We start from the raw sequence: 15,470 nt of genomic DNA, 5'->3' as shown, positions 1-15,470 counted from the left end.
CCACTTGCGGGCCGATTCCCTTACCGCTCCGCTGAGTTCAGTACCGCTTCCATCACGTCCCGCGCGATCGGCGCCGCGCTCCCGCCGCCGCTGATGTCCGTACGGTTCGCCGACGCGTCCTCGACGACCACCGCGACCGCGACCTCCGCGCTGCCCGCATCCGGGGACCGGGCCCAGGAGATGAACCACGCGTACGGGGCGCCCTTGTTGCCCACGCCGTGCTGCGCCGTGCCGGTCTTGCCGCCGACGGCCACATCGGGGATCTGCGCGTTCGCGCCCGTGCCGTTCTCCACGGCGTCCTGCATCATCTCCTGGAGCTGCACCGCGGTGGCCGGGTTCATCGCCTGCCGGTACGCCTTCGAACCGGTCTGCGCCACGGTGTTGCCGTGGTCGTCCGTCGTCCTCTCCACCAGATGCGGCGCCATCAGGACCCCGCCGTTGGCGACGGCGGCCGAGACCATCGCCATCTGCAGCGGTGTCGCCGTCGTGTTGAACTGGCCGATGGACGAGAGTGCCAGCTGCGAACGGTCCATGTCCGTGTCGAAGTTGCTCCGCGAGACGCCGGACGGGATCCTCACCCCCGCATCGTTGAAGCCGAACCTCCTGGCCGCCGACACCATCCCCTTCAGCCCCACCTGGACACCGAGTTTGGCCATCACCGTGTTGCAGGAGACCCGGATCGCGTCCGCGAGCGACGCGTCCTCACAGCCGCGCGCCTCGTTCTGCAGCAAGGTCGACGTGTCGGGCAGGCGCCAGGGGCTGGGCGTTTCCGTCGGCTCGTACACATCCGTCACGACGCCCGAGTCGAGGGCCGCCGCCGCGGTGACGATCTTGAAGGTCGAGCCGGGTGGGTACGTCTGCCGGATCGCCCGGTTGAGCATCGGCTGACTCGGCGCGCGGTTCAGTTTCTTCCACGCCGACGTCGTCGCCGAATCCGTCCCCGCGATCGTCCCCGGGTCGTACGAGGGGCTGCTCACCAGGGCGAGGATCTCCCCGGTCGCCGGATCGAGCGCCGCGACCGCGCCCCGGCGCCCGGCCAGCCCGGAGTACGCCGCCTTCTGCGCCGCCGCGTTGATCGTGGTCGCCACCTTGCCGCCCGGCTGCTGCGAGTGCGTCAGGTCGTCGAACAGGGGGAGCGGGGCGAGCATCGGGTCCGTGCCGGAGAGGATGTCGTCCTCGGCGTTCTCCAGCAGTGAGGTGCCGTACACCTGGGACGCGTACCCGGTCACCGGCGCGTACAACGGACCGTCCTTGTACGTCCGTTCGTAACGGAGCTGCTCGTCGGTGTCCCTCGAACCGGTGACGGCCTTGCCGTCGACGAGGATGTTGCCGCGCGGCTGGGTGTAGCGCGCGATGGTGTTGCGGCGGTTGGCCGGGTTGTCGTCGAGGGAGTCCGCCTCGAAGATCATGACGCGGGCAGAGTTGACCAGCAGTGCGACGAGCAGCACCAGGCAGAAGATCGAGGCGCGGCGGATGTAGCGGGTCACCGATGCGCCTCCAGCGCGTCGTCCGGCAGGAGTTGGGCACGCGCGGAGTCACTGATCCCGACGAGCAGCGCCACGATGATCCAGTTCGTGACGACGGACGAGCCGCCCTGTGCGAGGAACGGCATCGCCATGCCGGTCAGCGGGATCAGACCCATCACCCCGCCCGCGATCACGAACACCTGGAGCGCGACGATCGACGCGATGCCGATCGCGAGGAGCCGGCCGAACGGGTCGCGCAGCGCCAGCCCGGCACGGTAGCCGCGCTCCACGAGCAGGGCGTACAGCAGGAAGATCGCCGTCAGGCCGACGAGCCCCAGCTCCTCGCCCGCGGTCGCCAGGATGAAGTCCGACTTGACGGCGAACCCGATGAGGATCGAGTGCCCCGCCCCGAGCCCCTGGCCGAGCATGCCGCCCGCCGCGAACGCGAACAGCGACTGCGCGAGCTGGCCGGGACCCTCGCCCGCGTCGATCGAGGCGAACGGGTGCAACCAGTCATGGACGCGGCTGTTCACATGCGGTTCGAGCGCGCCGACGAAGACCGCGCCGCCCGCCGCGAGGAGAAGCCCGATCGCGATCCAGCTGCCGCGGCCCGTCGCCACGTACAGCATCACGATGAAGAGGCCGAAGAACAGAAGCGAGGTACCCAGGTCACGCTCCAGGGCCAGGACGCCCACGCTGATCAGCCAGAAGACCAGGATCGGCGCGAAGACCCGCATGGTGGGGAGCTGGAAGCGCCAGATCTTCTTTCCCGTGTACGAGAGCGCGTTGCGGTTCGCCGCGAGATAGCTGGCGAAGAAGATCGCGAGCAGCACCTTGGCGAACTCGCCCGGCTGGATGGAGAATCCGCCGATCCTGAGCCAGATGCGGGCGCCGTTCACCGCCGGGAAGAAGATCGGCAGGACCATCAGGAGCAGCGCGACGACGGCCGACAGATACGCGTACCGCTGCAGCACCCGGTGGTCGCGCACGAGCACCACGACCGCGATGAACAGGGCCACGCCGAGCGTGGACCAGATGAGCTGGGCCGGCGCCGCCTGGTCGTGGGGCGTCTCCAGGTCGAGCCGGTAGATCAGGACCAGGCCGAGGCCGTTGAGTAGCACACCGATGGGCAGCAGGAGCGGATCCGCGTACGGGGCGCGCAGACGGATCGCGCCGTGCGCGACGAGCGCGAGCACGCCGAGCCCGGCACCGTAACCGGCGGCGCCGGGCGGTACGGAACCGTTCTTGACGAGTCCTACGGCGCAGTATCCGTAGACGCTGAGCAGGACGGCCAGAACGATCAGGACGAGCTCGGTGCCACGGCGCCGCGGGAGGCGGACGGCGGGGACTGCGGAAGGGCTGACGCCGGCTCCCGTGCCTGCCGGGCCCGTGGGTCCCGTCGATCCCGTCGATCCGGTCATGGCGGGAACGTAACAAGCGCTAGCCGGGAAATGCCGCTATGTCGCCTTAATCTGACTGGGGGTGTGTCCGGTGGGCGTTTCGGGCGGGGGTTCCGGGAGGGGGTCTGCGCGAGGTTCCGCGCGGGGATTCCGTGTGGGGGCGGTGCGTCAGGGCTGGTGGTCGTCGTACGGCAACGTCAGCGTCGCCAGCGCCCCGCCGTCCTCCGCGTTCGTGAACCTGAGCGAAGCGCCGAGCACCTTCGCCTGGCCCAGCGCGATCGTCAGACCGAGGCCGTGGCCCTTCGTGCCGCCCTCCGTCCTGAAGCGCTGCGGACCGCCCTCCACCAGGTAGTCCGGGTAGCCCTCCCCGTGATCCCGCACCGTGATCACCGGGCCGTCCACCGTGAGGACCACCGGCGGGCTGCCGTGCCGGTGCGCGTTCGCCACGAGGTTGCCCAGCACCCGCTCCAGGCGCCGGCGGTCCGTCAGTACGCAGACGTCGCGCACCACGACCACCTCCGTCTCCGTGCCGGACCCCCGCACCACCCGCTCGGTGAGCGGGCCGAGCCAGTTGTCGTCCAGGTCCACGCGCTCGCTGCGCGCGTCCAGGCGCGAGATCTCCAGCAGGTCCTCGGTGAGGGTCCGCAGTGCGGCGACCCGGTCCCGTACGAGCTCCGTCGGGCGGCCCGGCGGGAGGAGCTCGGCCGCCGCGTGCAGGCCCGTCAGCGGTGTCCGCAGTTCGTGCGCCACGTCCGCCGTGAACCGTTGCTCGCTGAGCAGCTTGCGCTGCAGCGACGTCGCCATGCTGTCCAGCGCGCCCGCGACCGCGGCCACCTCGTCCTGGGGCCTGGCCGGATTCCGTGTCCTCGGATCGCCCACGCGCGCGTCCAGGTCCCCGCCGCTGATCCGCCGGGCCACCCTCGCCGTCGCGTGCAGGCGCCGCGTCACGCGGGTCACCGCGAACGCTCCCACCAGCAGCGTCGCGCCGATCGCCAGCACGGACGAGCCGACGATCGCCCGGTCCAGGCCGTCGATCGTGCGGGCGCCCTGGGAGTAGTCGATCTCCACGGCGAGTACGCGGTTCCCGTCGATCGGTCCCGCCGCCCACATCGTGGGTGCCTTCGCGCGGCTGCTCACCATGGTGCCGCGGTCTCCGCCCGCGGCGAGCCTGCGCAGCGAGTCGGGAAGGCCAGGGGGGTCGATCCCCGCGAGCGGGCCCAGCCTGGCTCCGGCCTCGTACGCCTGGGTGGCCTCGTCCAGCCGGCCCAGTGCGCGGTCACGGGCCTGGCCGACGGTCTGGTTGGCGACCGATACGTGGACCAGGGCGCCCAGGAGTGCGGCGAGTGCGCAGCACATCACCGTGATGAAGACCGCGGCCTTCCACGTGAGGGTGGCGGTCCAGGCGGGGAGTCGGGGTCTGGGCCTGGTGGGGCTCGGGTCGGCGCGGGCGGTGGTGGGGGTCATGGGCGGCTCTTGGCGGGCTGCCGGGGGCGCGGGTGTTCTGGGCCGGTGTTCTTGCGCCGGGCTGTGTGGGTGGGTGCGGGGCCGGGGCTGGGGCTCGCGCCGGCACTGGGGCTGGGGCTCGCGCCGGTCGTGGGTGCGGGGCCGGGCCGGTATGTCCGTCCTCGCTTGGATGGTTCGGCGTCGGATTTCGTGCGCGTCAGTTGTGGGTGCCGGCTCCGGGCGGACATACCGGCCCGGCCCCTTCCGTTCGGTCGCGGGTGCGGCTGCCTCGGGGCCGGGGTCCGTCGGGCCGTGTACGCGGGCTGGTGCGGGCCGGTCGTGTGGGGCCGTGGTCCCGGGCTCGTGTGTGTCGTCATCGCGTCGGGGCCGATGGGGTTGTTGTCGGGGATCTGGGTTTCGGAGGGGAGGTGGTGGGGCTGGGCTTGGGGGTTGAAGTTGGGGTTGGGGTTGTGGGTGGGCCTGTGCGGAGGATTTCGTCCCGGGTGGGGAGCATCGCGTGCTGGTGCGGGTCCCAGGACCACGCCGTGCGGTACTCGTAGCCCGGCAGGTCCGCCACCGCCCGCAGGATCACGTCGCGGCCCGCGATCTCCACGCTCACGACCGCGTCCGACGTACCCATGATCTGCGTCAGTTTGTGATCCTCGAACTTGTAGCAGCGCACGGCGAGTTGGCCCTTCGGCAGGCGGATCCCCACGATCAGTTCGTCCTTGCCGTCGCCGGTCAGGTCCCGGTAGTACGCCTTCAGTACCGGGCACTTGGTACTGGCCTCCGTGCCGCAGTCGCCCAGCCCTACGACGTTGGTCGGGCTCGGGGACGGGCGCGGCGATGCCGAGGCGGCCGCGGCCTGGGCGCGGACCACTTCGACCGGGTTCACTCGGTGAATGTCGTCACCCTTGGCGGTGATGCCCTTCACGACCTCGGTGTGGCCCGAGCCGTAGTCGTCGGCCGCGGCGGACGCCGGCGGCAGTGTGGGCCACAGCCGGGCCGGCCCCACCGCCGTGGACGTCGGACCCGCGCTGCGCAGCTCGCCCGAATCGCCGCACCCCGCGAGCAGCAGTACCGACGCCGTCACGGCGGCGGCCGCGGTACAGGTGCGCCTGGGATTCACTGCACTCCTGCCTGTCCGCGTACCGGTCACTCACTCACTCACTCACTCACTCACTGGAACCTTATGGGTGAGGAAGTCCTTTTTATTGACCCACGGGACTGTGCGCACCTCGAACCCTCAGTCGTCGGTGCGCCCGCGCCGGTACATCGAGAAGGCGAGTCCCCCCGCGCCCGCCGCCGCCATTCCGCCGCCCGCGGCCAGGAACAGCGGGTTCGAGTCGGGTGTGGCGTGGAATTGCTCGGGTGAGCTTTCCGGAGCGGGGGTCGCGTGCCGGACGGGCTGGGCGTGCGCGAACGCGGCCGTCGGGATCAGGAGCGCGCCGCCGAGAACGGCGGCGACGAAGGTGCCGCGGGCCAGCAGGCGTGCTCGACGGGTGGTGCTCACGGAACGTCTCCTCTGCTCTACTCCCGGTGCGGTGCGCTCCACCAGGTGGCGTAAACGCGGACGTCTTTACCGTAAGGAACCCTCATCACGGCAATTCGGCAGCTGTGTAACAGCGGGCCGAAGCTCTTCGGGCGGTGGTGTCACCGAGGGGCCGGACGGCATATTGCCCTGCGGCTCCGGGGCTGTTCCCATGGTCGTGGGGTGATGGTGCATGAGCGGTCTGCGCGTCATACCGACCTGGCGGCACGGTCGGGAGCGGCTCTATGTCTGCGGCGACGACGGCAGGAACGTCGCCTGGTACGACCGTGAGGCCGGCCGCGTCAATCTGATCAGCGAGGCCCGCCGGGACGCCGTGCTCGACGTCCTCGGACCCTTCCTGACCGGCCACGTCACGGTCGGCCCGCCTCCGGTGCCCACCCCGGCCGAACTCGCCAGGCTCGCCCTCCACCCGGACGACGACCTCGCGCCGAACCGGCCCGGCGAGGCCCTCCAGATCGCCGTCGACCGCGACCCGGGCCCGCCGCGGCGGCTGCGCGGGGACCCGCGGCGCCGGGCCCTGGAGGCCGAGCAGTGCGTCGGCGGAGCGCTCGACGCGTTCGAGCGGGCGGGCTGGCGTGCGCTGCACTCCGTGCCGTTGCCCGGCGGCGCCCGCATCCACCACCTCCTCATCGGACCCGGCGGTCTCTACGCCCTGCACACGCTCCCGGCCCGCAAGCAGCGCGTCCGCGTCGCCGACCCGATGGTGATGACCGGCCGCTCGGAGCCGCACCCGCTCCTGGGGCGCGTCCGCGCGGACGCGGCCCGCGCGTCCTTCGCCCTGACCGCAGAGGTCCGCCCGGTCCTGGCTGTGGCGGGCGCCACGACCGTCGAGGTGGCGGCACCCCCACGGGACGTGCGCATCGTGCTGGACACGGAACTCCAGTCACTCGCGCGCACGGGCGGCGTCCTGAAACCGGCCGATGTCGAGGCCCTGCACGCGATGGCCCGCGACCGCCACACGTGGCTGCGGGTGTGACCTGCGGGCCGTTCTACCGGGCTTGCCGGCGGCGCACGATCTCGGTGATCCAGTCGGGCGCGAACGGAGACGTGCAGCCGGGGGACGTCGGGTAGTCCCTGAGTACCTGGAGGCGCTCACCGATGGCCATCGCCCGGGTGCGGTGCTCGGCGTGGTCGATCCCGATCTGGGCCAGGCAGTGGTTCATCGCCCACTGCAGGCGGTCCGGGGCGTCCTTCATCTCCGCCTCGATGATGTCGAGGAGCGCCGAGAGGTTCAGGCCCTCCGGCTTCTTCTCCACGCGTTCCGTGGTCAGCGCCCAGCCGGCACTCGCGACCACCGGATTCTCATCGGCCGACCAGGCCGCTCGCAGCTCTTCGGCGTGCGGGTTCTTCTTCACCACGTAGTTCACGAGCCAGTCGTGCACCTTGGGCGTGCGCGCCTCGCGCAGCATGGCGTCCAGCTCGTCCCGCTCGAACGCCTTCGGACGGCAGATGAGGAGGGCGAGGAGTCGTGCCGCGGTGTCATCCGTCTCCCAGAGTCCGCGCGCGAGGTCCTGCTGCGTCTTCAGCCGCTTCGCGAGCGCGCGCAACTTGCTGAGGTTCACACCGTGATCGTCACCGTGCTTCTCGTTCACGGCGCGTGCCTTCGGGTCCTCGAGCCCGGCCAGCTCGGCCATCACCTCGGCGACCGTCGTCCCGGTCGGCGTCGTCTCGGCCACCTCGGCCCTCCCGTCCGTCCCGCGCGAGATTTCACCCTACGACGACGGAACGACATCTCATCCGTCGGACCGCACACGCACGAAACGGACGGTCTCGTGGCGTCCGGCCGCCTGGCGCAGTTCGATGAGGACGGGGTCGGTGAGCATGCGCACCGGCCCGTGTTCCGGGTGGTGCGTCAGCCGTCCCAGGCGGCCGCGCACCAGTTCGCCGACCTGCCGCGACTGCGTCGGGGTCAAGCGGGGCGACGTCTTCACGGTTCGATCATCCGGGAGTTGTACGAGAAGTGCCTGCGGTCTGCCCAACGGACCGAAAACGCCGAGGAGTTCCCCGTCCGTCGTGTCCGCGTGCCTGATCTTTCTCCATGCCTGGGTTCCTCCCGCCCGATAGGTCGAGCGCAGTTCCTTCGCCACGATTCCTTCGACGCCGGCAGCTCTTATGCCGCGGAACCAGACATGGGCGGTTTCCTCGTCGAGTGTCGCCAGTACGCGCTGAAGGGGCGGGCCGATGTCCTGGAGCGCGGCGCCGAGCAGCTCCCAGCGCTCTTTCAGCGGCAGGGCTCTGACATCGCGGCCTGGGACGGCGAGGATGTCGAACGCCACGTAGGACACCGGGATGCCCGATCGCTCGCGATCGGCGTGGGACCGGAGGAGATCGGTGAAGCTCAGACGCCCGTCGCGGTAGGCGCACAGTTCGCCGTCCAGCACGGTTCCGGCGGGCAGATGCTCTCCGAGATATGCGGCGATTTCGGGAAACTCCCGGGCCAGGTCCCTTTGGGAGCGTGACTGCAGGAAGACCCGGCCGCCTTCGAGAATGAAGGCGAGGGCGCGGAATCCGTCGAGTTTGAGGGAGTACTGGAGACGCTCCGGCGTGCCTGTCTGTTCGGGGATTTCGTCCACAGCCTGGGGACGCATGACGTCGACGGGCGGTCGCAGGGCTACTGCCGACACGTTTTCGTCCATTCCGTCAGGGTCTGCCCGGCCGGCCTGCCGGGTGGAGAGAGGCTCGCCCTTCGCGTCGGACTGTCACCGGGACAGCCCCGGTGTCCTCACGGCACCCGCCCCGCGCGGTTCAGGTTGATCAGAGGGCCGAGCAGGTCCCCGTGGCGTTCGAGGCGGGGGGTGATGTCGTCGGCCAGGAACGTCAGCTCCCGCGCGTCGGTGCAGGCCTCGACCTCCTCCCACGTCACCGGCGCCGACACGGTCGGCTCCGGGCGGGCGCGCAGCGTGTACGGGGTCGCCGTCGTCTTCGCGGCGGCGTTCTGGCTGAAGTCGACGAATACCTTGCCGGGGCGCAGGCTGCGGGTCATGCGGTGGACGACCAGCTCCGGATGCTCCGCCTCCGCCTCCACCGCGAGGGTCTTCGCGTACGCGCTCACCCGATCGGACGGTGTCGGTTCCAGCGGCACGAGCATGTGCAGCCCCTTGGAACCGGAGGTCTTCACGTACGAGTGAAGCCCGTCCGCGCTCAGCCGCTCCTGAAGCCAGAGCGCGACGGCGCAGCACTCCACCACGTCCGCCGGTTCCCCGGGATCCAGGTCCAGGACCAGCCGGTCGGCCTGTCCCGGCGCGTCCGCCTGCCACTGCGGCGTATGGAACTCCGTCACCAGATTGGCCGCCCACATGAGTGAGGCCAGATCCTGTACGAGGACCTGGCGGGAGGGGGCACTCCTCGAATGCGGCACGTCCGCCGTCCGTACCCACGACGGCGTGCCCGGCGGCACGTTCTTGGTGAAGAACCGCTGGCCCTCGGGCCCGTCCGGGTAGCGCAGGAAGGACACGGGCCGGTCGTAGAGGTGCGCGAGCAGGGGCCCGGCGACGGTCGCGTAGTAGTGCAGCAGCTCGCCCTTGGTGAACCCGGTCGCCGGGTACAGCACCTTGTCGAGGTTGCTGAGCGCGAGCCGCCGCCCCTCCACCTCTGTGATGGGCGTCATACGATGAGAATCCCACGGAAATCGTGACGAGCTGCCCCAAAGGGCTACGGCAGAGGCGGCGACGGCGTTGGCGGCGGTGGGGTGGCTGACGGGCTCGGCTCCGGCAGGGCGCGACAGGCGGCACACAGCGGAGCACTACGCAGGGCACACGGCAGAGCACACGGCAGAGCACTACGCAGAGAGGGACACCGTGCGATCCATATGGAACGGCGCCATCTCGTTCGGCCTGGTCAGCATCCCGATCAAGCTGGTCAACGCCACTGAGAGCCACTCGATCTCCTTCCGGCAGATCCATCTGGAGGACGGCGGCCGCATCCGCTACCGCAAGTTCTGCGAGCTGGAGGAGAAGGAGGTCGCGTCCGCGGAGATCGGCAAGGGGTACGAGGCGGCGGACGGCGCGATCATCCCCATCGCGGAGGAGGATCTGGCCTCCCTGCCGATCCCGACCGCGCGGACCATCGAGATCGTGGCCTTCGTCCCCGCCGACCGGATCGACCCCCTCCAGATGGACGCCGCCTACTACCTCTCCGCGAACGGCGTCCCCGCGGCGAAGCCGTACACCCTGCTGCGCGAGGCGCTCAAGCGGAACAAGAAGGTCGCCATCGCCAAGTTCGCCCTCCGGGGGCGGGAGCGGCTCGGCATGCTGCGCGTCGTCGACGACGTGATCGCGATGCACGGTCTGCTGTGGCCCGACGAGGTGCGCGCCCCGGAGGAGGCGGCACCCGAGACCCAGGTGACCGTGCGTGAGGCCGAACTCGACCTGGCGGACGCGCTGATGGACACCCTCGGCGAGGTCGACATGGAGTCCCTTCACGACGACTACCGTTCCGCGGTCGAGGAGATGATCGAGGCGAAGGCGTCCGGCGAGGGCGTGATGGCGGCGCCCGCTGCCCCTGAGGGCGGCGGAAAGGTCATCGACCTGATGGCGGCCCTGAAGAGCAGCGTCAAGGCGGCCAAGGAGGCCCGGGGCGACGCGGCCGCACCGGAGCGGGAGGCGAAGGTGACCCCGCTGAAGTCCCGTACGGCCCCGAAGGAGGTCGGCGGGAAGAAAACGACGTCGACGAAGGCGAAGCCGGCGGCGTCCGGGAGCGGCACGGCGAGGAAGACCACGGCCAGGAAGTCGGCCGCCTCGTCGAGGACGACGGCCGCAGACAAGGCGAGCACGTCGAAGGCGAGTACTTCCAGGGCAGGGTCGTCGTCCAAGGCCGGTACGTCGTCCAGGGCCGGTACGTCGAAGGCGAGCGGCTCGAAGGCGGGCGCCTCGAAGGCCGCGGCCAAGAAGACGACCGCCAAGAAGTCACCGGCGAAGAAGACGGCGTCGCGCAGGCGGGCGTCTTAGGGGGAGGGCGGTGGGCCGGCGGCGGCACCTTCGTACGCAGATACACATACGTACGAAGGTGCCGCCGCCAGGCCGCTGTTGCGTCTGCTGTGCCTAGCGGGCCACGAACTGCGTCAGGATCGCCTGCACCTCGTAGATGTCGACGCCCTTGCTGAACGTCTTCTGGACGGGCGCCGCCGTGCCGGAGATCCAGATCTTGAGTTCACCGTCGAGGTCGAAGTGACCGGCGGTCTCGACGGAGAAGTGCGTGATGCTGCGGTAGGGGATGGAGTGGTACTCCACCTTCTTGCCGGTGATCCCCTGCTTGTCGACCAAGATCAGGCGCCGGTCGGTGAAGAGGATGGTGTCGCGGATGAGCAGGTACGCGGCCTGCACCTGCTCGCCCTGACCGAACAGCTTGGCGTACTCCTGCTGCGCGCCGACGGGGTCGACGGTGTGCGCGTTTCCGAACAGTGCCATGAGGCCCCCCAGATGATGAACTCCTGCGTAGGCACAGGATCTTCACACTGTAGGTGAGGTCTTGGCCAGGGGGCAGGGGACCTCTTCCGGGTTGTGCGCGGTGACGAGGAATCCGACACTCTTCATCCGCACCTCGCCTTTCCCGTCGGCGTTCCCCTCGCTGACGCGCTCGTACGCGTGCAGGGTGTTCGTGAGGGTGCGGTGCGCCAACTCCCTTGCCTCGCCGTCGACTTGTTCGGTCAGGTGCCTTCCGGGCCCGGAGCCGAGCAGGAACGCGGCGGCATCACCGGCGTCCCGCCCCCACAGCCCGTACCCCTCCACGCGCCGTACCTCGACGCCCGCGAACCCGGCGCCGGACAGCACCTCGCGCGTGGCGTCGGGGTCGGCCAGGGAGAACATCCCCGGGCTGGGTGAAGCGTCCCGCTCGCCCGGAGTCCCGAAGTCGCCGACGGGCAGGATGCCGCGCAGCCCGGCGACGGCCCGGAGCCAGTCGTTGCGCTCGGGCTCTGCGGCGCAGATGAACGCCAGCCTCCCGCCCGGCCGGACGGCGCGCCGGATGTTGGCGAAGGCGGCGACGGGGTCGGCGAAGAACATCACCCCGAACCGGCTGATGGCGACATCGAAGGCCCCGGCGGGGAAGGGGTGGATCTGGGCGTCGCCCCGCTCGAAGCTGACGTCGACCGCCCCTTCCCGCCGAGCGGTCTCCTCGGCCCGGGCCAGCATGGGCCCGGACAGATCGACCCCCAGCGCCCGCCCGCCCGGGCCCGCGCGCCGGGCGGCGAGGCGGGTGGTGGCCCCGGCGCCGCAGCCGACGTCGAGGACCCGCTCGCCTGGGCGGACCGCGGCGGCGTCGAGGAGGGGCTGGTTGAACCCTTCGTTCACGGCATCCCAGCGGTCATGGTTACGGGCCCAGTGCTCACCCTCGTACCCGTTCCAGGCATGGGACTGATCGACGTTCACGATGTGCGGCACAGCGCTACCCCCTCGTCGCGACGGACGGGCCGAAACTAGAATGGGCGCCCGCCCATAGCAAGTATGGGCATGCGCCCATATCGATGGCAAGGGCATTGAAAGCGCATGGCCCGGGACGGTCGACATACGGTCGTACCGAAACCGGACCTGATGTCCGGGCCTGCTGATGGCCGGGCCCGGACCCGATGGCGAACCTGATGGGAAGAGGCACCATGTCCCCGCGCGGAGTGGCGATCCCCGACGTAAGAGAGCGGCTCTTCGACGCGGCGGAGCGGATCCTGGCGCGGGAGGGCCCGTCGGGCCTGACGAGCAGGGCGATCACGACCGAGGCCGGCTGCGCGAAGGGCATGCTGCACAAGCACTTCGCGGGCCTGGACGAACTCGTCGCGGAACTCGTCCTGGCCCGCTTCGCCGGCACGGCGCGCCTGGCGGAGGATCTCCCGGGCCGCGCGGGCGAGTCCACGGTGGCGGCCAACCTGAAGACGATCGGCTATGCGCTTCTGACGTCCCTGAACCCCACGACGGCGGGCCTGGCGGTCTCGACCCCGGCGGCCTCGCTCCGTATCCGTGAGGCCCTGGAGGCGGGCGCCCCGGGCTTCGACGCGATCCAGCAGTCGATCGCGGACTACTTGGACGCGGAAATGGAACGGGGCCGTCTAGCCCCCGCCACGGACACGACGGCGCTGGCGCTGGCCCTGGTCGGGACGGTCCACCACCTGTTGATGACGACATGGGGAGACACAGCACGCGATCCGGGCGAACAGACCGAAAGACTGGTGACGATGCTGCTCGGCCCGACGACCGGAGGATCAATCGGCCATGGAGAACGTTGAAGGTGTTGACGATGTTGACGACGTGATCCGGAGTAACGCCCCCGGATCATTCCCGTACAGCGTGCTGCGCGAACGGCACCCGGCGCTCATCCAGCGGGTGCGGGACGTGTTCCCGTACGACCCGGAGCGGCAGCGGGCACTGGACGCGCTCCTGAGGGAGAGCACGGATCCCGCCGGCGTGATGGAACCGCTGCCGGCCGACGCCCAGGACCGCGAACAGTGGGAGGAGTGGGGGAGCGGCGAGCACGTGGGCGGTTCGTGGTTCGACGCGCCGTTCCTGTGGGCGGAGAGCTACTTCTACCGCAGGCTGCTGGACGCGGTCGGCTACTTCGACGCCGCCGGACCATGGCACGGCATCGACCCGTTCCGCCCCTTCAAGCAGGCGGAGCTACGGAGTCCGGAGGCGCAGGCGGAACTGACGGCCCTGGACCGCCTCGCACAGGAACCACCGGAAACCCAGGGCCGTGCGCTGCTCCACGGCTCACTGTGGGGCAACCGTGCGGACCTGGGCTTCCAACTCACCGCGAACGCCACCGACACCCCCACCACCCCCCTTCTGGCGGACGACTCGGAACGCCTGTGGTCGCTGCTGCCGCCGGGGGCCGGGAACACGGTCCATGTGGTGGCGGACAACGCGGGCCGTGAACTGGTCCCCGACCTCCTCCTCATCGACCACTTCCTCCGTCACGCACACGCGGAACAAGTGGTCCTCCACGTAAAGCCACACCCGTACTACGTCTCCGACGCGACCCCCACGGACGTAATCGACGCCCTGCGCCACCTGAAACAAGCCCCGGGCGAGGCAGGCAATGCGGGCGAACGTCTATGGCAGGCGACATCAACGGGCCAACTGCAACTCCTCGCCCACCTTTTCTCCTGCGCCCCACTGCCGTACGCCGCAATGCCGGACGACCTGAGGAAGCACTTCGAGAAAGCCACACTGGCGATCCTGAAGGGCGACCTGAACTACCGCCGCCTGGTAGGCGACCAACTCCGGCCCCCCACAACCCCATTCCCCACGTGCACCTCCTACTTCCCAACCCCCGTAGCAGCCCTACGCACCCTCAAATCAGACGTAATCGTGGGCCTGGACAAACAAACGGAGGACACGCTGAACGATTCGGAACCCGAATCGTGGCGAACAAAGGGGACGCATGCCGTGATCCAGGTGCGGGGCGAGCCTCGATGAAGTGATGAAGTATGGAATCCCTTTCCGAGCATGCGAGCTGCCCTTGACTCGTGGTTGGCCGGCATGTACTCGGGGCGTACAGGGCTCACGGCGTACGCGCGTGAAGCGCTGCCGGAGAGGGTGAATGAGTGATCGGGAGGCGCGACACGGGCCCGTGACGGAAGGTCCATCCCATGCGCATGTACGTTAAGTAGTCATTGCATTGCAATGGGTAATGCAGTTCTGCACTGCAGACGCACGGAGGGCAAGATTTCATGCTCATGCTCCAGAAGGTCGTGATCGCCGCTGCAACGGTCGGTGGGCTGGTCGCTCTCTGCTCGGGAAGCGCGTATGCCGCCAACTACGGCGACTCCGGCTACGGAGGAACTCGGCCGTTCGTTGCCGCCGGTTTGTTGGGCGATGTCACCCCGCAGGAGCAGCAACCGGTGGAAAGGAAGACGGAGGCGCAGGAGAAGAAGGCGTCGAAGGGTGTCAACCGGACGGCCGCGTGGCAGGCGAACGCGCAGACGGGGCGCATCCTCCGTACTGTCGGGCTGTTGGACGGGCTCTGGGAAGTGCCGCGCCAGCTGGGCGGGACCACCGGCGGGACGAAGCGGAACGGCCAGGTAATTAGTGCCTCCGGTGGCGTCAACCAGAACAACCAGGTAGTTAGTGCCTCCGGTGGCGTCAACCAGAACAACCAGGCAATTAGCGCCTCTGGCGGGGTCAATCAGAACAACCAGGCAAATGGTGGCTCCGGTGGGGTCAACCAGAACAACCAGGCAAATGTTGGCTCTGGCGGCATCAACCAGAACAACCAGGCAAATGTTGGCTCTGGCGGCATCAACCAGAACAACCAGGCAAATGTTGGCTCCGGTGGGGTCAACCAGAACAACCAGGCAAATGTTGGCTCTGGCGGCATCAACCAGAACAACCAGGCAAATGGCGCCTCGGGTGGCATTAACCAGAACAACCAGGTAAACAGGCCCACGATCGCGTTCGCGCCGGCCGTCCAGCAGTTGAATCTGAAGCAGGCGCAGACTGTGTAGGGCACCTGAAGACGCCGACCCTGCCGATCGGCTTCGGCAACATCAACCCGTCACGGTCTCGTGGCGGGTTCCGCCGGTTTCGGGGTGGGATCTGGCGAATGGGCCTCGGCCCTGCCCCCCGGGGGGCATCGAGCGCAAGCACGGCGCTGACGTGAGGCGACGCGGTGGGGCTGAACCATGAG

15 protein-coding genes are annotated in these 15,470 nt (G+C 69.5%); 5 read left to right on the top strand and 10 right to left on the bottom strand.

Annotated elements, in window-relative coordinates; translation table 11 throughout:
- Positions 1 to 20 precede the first annotated feature (20 nt).
- The 5 genes from OG758_RS19500 to OG758_RS19480 all read right to left on the bottom strand — a co-directional run bounded on the left by OG758_RS19500 (position 21) and on the right by OG758_RS19480 (position 5,822).
- Complete coding sequence (locus tag OG758_RS19500) at positions 21 to 1,487, bottom strand: peptidoglycan D,D-transpeptidase FtsI family protein (RefSeq protein ID WP_326711192.1); 1,467 nt, start codon at positions 1,485 to 1,487, stop codon at positions 21 to 23.
- A complete protein-coding gene (locus OG758_RS19495; protein WP_326711191.1) occupies positions 1,484 to 2,887 on the bottom strand; it encodes an FtsW/RodA/SpoVE family cell cycle protein in 1,404 nt (467 codons plus the stop codon). Before OG758_RS19495 ends, OG758_RS19500 begins: the two co-directional genes overlap by 4 nt.
- Positions 2,888 to 3,034: 147 nt before the next feature.
- Positions 3,035 to 4,330 (bottom strand): HAMP domain-containing sensor histidine kinase, encoded by a 1,296-nt coding sequence (locus OG758_RS19490; protein ID WP_326711190.1) that lies wholly within the window; start codon positions 4,328 to 4,330, stop codon positions 3,035 to 3,037.
- 352 nt (positions 4,331 to 4,682) lie between these two features.
- Entirely contained in the window at positions 4,683 to 5,438 is a 756-nt protein-coding gene (locus tag OG758_RS19485; protein ID WP_326711189.1) for a hypothetical protein, read from the bottom strand.
- A 117-nt stretch (positions 5,439 to 5,555) separates the two neighbouring features.
- Positions 5,556 to 5,822, bottom strand: a complete 267-nt coding sequence (locus OG758_RS19480; protein ID WP_326711188.1) for a hypothetical protein — start codon at positions 5,820 to 5,822, stop codon at positions 5,556 to 5,558.
- Between the two features lie 211 nt (positions 5,823 to 6,033).
- Between OG758_RS19480 and OG758_RS19475 the strand changes: the two genes are divergently transcribed.
- A complete protein-coding gene (locus OG758_RS19475; RefSeq protein WP_326711187.1) occupies positions 6,034 to 6,837 on the top strand; it encodes an NERD domain-containing protein in 804 nt (267 codons plus the stop codon).
- Between the two features lie 13 nt (positions 6,838 to 6,850).
- Here the strand turns inward: OG758_RS19475 and OG758_RS19470 are convergent, their stop codons facing one another.
- From OG758_RS19470 to ligD, 3 genes are all read right to left on the bottom strand, one after another.
- Positions 6,851 to 7,495, bottom strand: coding sequence for a DNA alkylation repair protein (locus OG758_RS19470; protein ID WP_382060862.1), 645 nt, complete (start codon positions 7,493 to 7,495; stop codon positions 6,851 to 6,853).
- Positions 7,496 to 7,594: 99 nt separating this feature from the next.
- Positions 7,595 to 8,497, bottom strand: coding sequence for an ATP-dependent DNA ligase (locus OG758_RS19465; protein WP_326711185.1), 903 nt, complete (start codon positions 8,495 to 8,497; stop codon positions 7,595 to 7,597).
- An 86-nt stretch (positions 8,498 to 8,583) separates the two neighbouring features.
- Positions 8,584 to 9,468, bottom strand: coding sequence for a non-homologous end-joining DNA ligase (gene ligD, locus OG758_RS19460; protein WP_326711184.1), 885 nt, complete (start codon positions 9,466 to 9,468; stop codon positions 8,584 to 8,586).
- Between the two features lie 190 nt (positions 9,469 to 9,658).
- Between ligD and ku the strand changes: the two genes are divergently transcribed.
- Positions 9,659 to 10,807, top strand: coding sequence for a non-homologous end joining protein Ku (ku, locus tag OG758_RS19455; protein ID WP_326711183.1), 1,149 nt, complete (start codon positions 9,659 to 9,661; stop codon positions 10,805 to 10,807).
- Positions 10,808 to 10,900: 93 nt separating this feature from the next.
- On the opposite strand, the gene OG758_RS19450 is transcribed toward ku, so the two are convergent.
- A complete protein-coding gene (locus tag OG758_RS19450) occupies positions 10,901 to 11,266 on the bottom strand; it encodes a PH domain-containing protein (RefSeq protein WP_116509971.1) in 366 nt (121 codons plus the stop codon).
- Between the two features lie 42 nt (positions 11,267 to 11,308).
- Positions 11,309 to 12,238, bottom strand: a complete 930-nt coding sequence (locus OG758_RS19445) for a class I SAM-dependent methyltransferase (RefSeq protein ID WP_326711182.1) — start codon at positions 12,236 to 12,238, stop codon at positions 11,309 to 11,311.
- A 212-nt stretch (positions 12,239 to 12,450) separates the two neighbouring features.
- Here OG758_RS19445 and OG758_RS19440 point away from each other — a divergent pair, with 212 nt between their 5' ends.
- The 3 genes from OG758_RS19440 (at position 12,451) to OG758_RS19430 (ending at position 15,288) form a co-directional block, all read left to right on the top strand.
- Positions 12,451 to 13,071, top strand: a complete 621-nt coding sequence (locus OG758_RS19440; protein ID WP_326711181.1) for a TetR/AcrR family transcriptional regulator — start codon at positions 12,451 to 12,453, stop codon at positions 13,069 to 13,071.
- A complete protein-coding gene (locus OG758_RS19435; protein ID WP_442810338.1) occupies positions 13,058 to 14,260 on the top strand; it encodes a damage-control phosphatase ARMT1 family protein in 1,203 nt (400 codons plus the stop codon). Before OG758_RS19440 ends, OG758_RS19435 begins: the two co-directional genes overlap by 14 nt.
- A gap of 254 nt (positions 14,261 to 14,514) precedes the next feature.
- Positions 14,515 to 15,288 carry a hypothetical protein gene (locus tag OG758_RS19430; protein ID WP_326711179.1) on the top strand — a complete coding sequence of 258 codons (774 nt, stop codon included), beginning with the start codon at positions 14,515 to 14,517 and terminating at the stop codon, positions 15,286 to 15,288.
- The last annotated feature ends 182 nt before the right edge of the window (positions 15,289 to 15,470 follow it).

Source organism: Streptomyces sp. NBC_01474 (assembly GCF_035918215.1).
Lineage (GTDB): Bacteria > Actinomycetota > Actinomycetes > Streptomycetales > Streptomycetaceae > Streptomyces > Streptomyces aureus.
This window is presented reverse-complemented; position numbering and strand designations above follow the sequence as displayed.

What these genes read in the sequence shown, in the direction of transcription:
- OG758_RS19440 (WP_326711181.1), top strand. Translation starts at nt 12,451, where the DNA reads ATGTCCCCGCGCGGAGTGGCGATCCCCGACGTAAGAGAGCGGCTCTTC.
- OG758_RS19450 (WP_116509971.1), bottom strand. Translation starts at nt 11,266, where the DNA reads ATGGCACTGTTCGGAAACGCGCACACCGTCGACCCCGTCGGCGCGCAG.
- OG758_RS19430 (WP_326711179.1), top strand. Translation starts at nt 14,515, where the DNA reads ATGCTCATGCTCCAGAAGGTCGTGATCGCCGCTGCAACGGTCGGTGGG.
- ligD (WP_326711184.1), bottom strand. Translation starts at nt 9,468, where the DNA reads ATGACGCCCATCACAGAGGTGGAGGGGCGGCGGCTCGCGCTCAGCAAC.
- OG758_RS19465 (WP_326711185.1), bottom strand. Translation starts at nt 8,497, where the DNA reads ATGGACGAAAACGTGTCGGCAGTAGCCCTGCGACCGCCCGTCGACGTC.
- OG758_RS19495 (WP_326711191.1), bottom strand. Translation starts at nt 2,887, where the DNA reads ATGACCGGATCGACGGGATCGACGGGACCCACGGGCCCGGCAGGCACG.
- OG758_RS19435 (WP_442810338.1), top strand. Translation starts at nt 13,058, where the DNA reads ATGGAGAACGTTGAAGGTGTTGACGATGTTGACGACGTGATCCGGAGT.
- OG758_RS19470 (WP_382060862.1), bottom strand. Translation starts at nt 7,495, where the DNA reads ATGGCCGAGCTGGCCGGGCTCGAGGACCCGAAGGCACGCGCCGTGAAC.
- OG758_RS19475 (WP_326711187.1), top strand. Translation starts at nt 6,034, where the DNA reads ATGAGCGGTCTGCGCGTCATACCGACCTGGCGGCACGGTCGGGAGCGG.
- OG758_RS19490 (WP_326711190.1), bottom strand. Translation starts at nt 4,330, where the DNA reads ATGACCCCCACCACCGCCCGCGCCGACCCGAGCCCCACCAGGCCCAGA.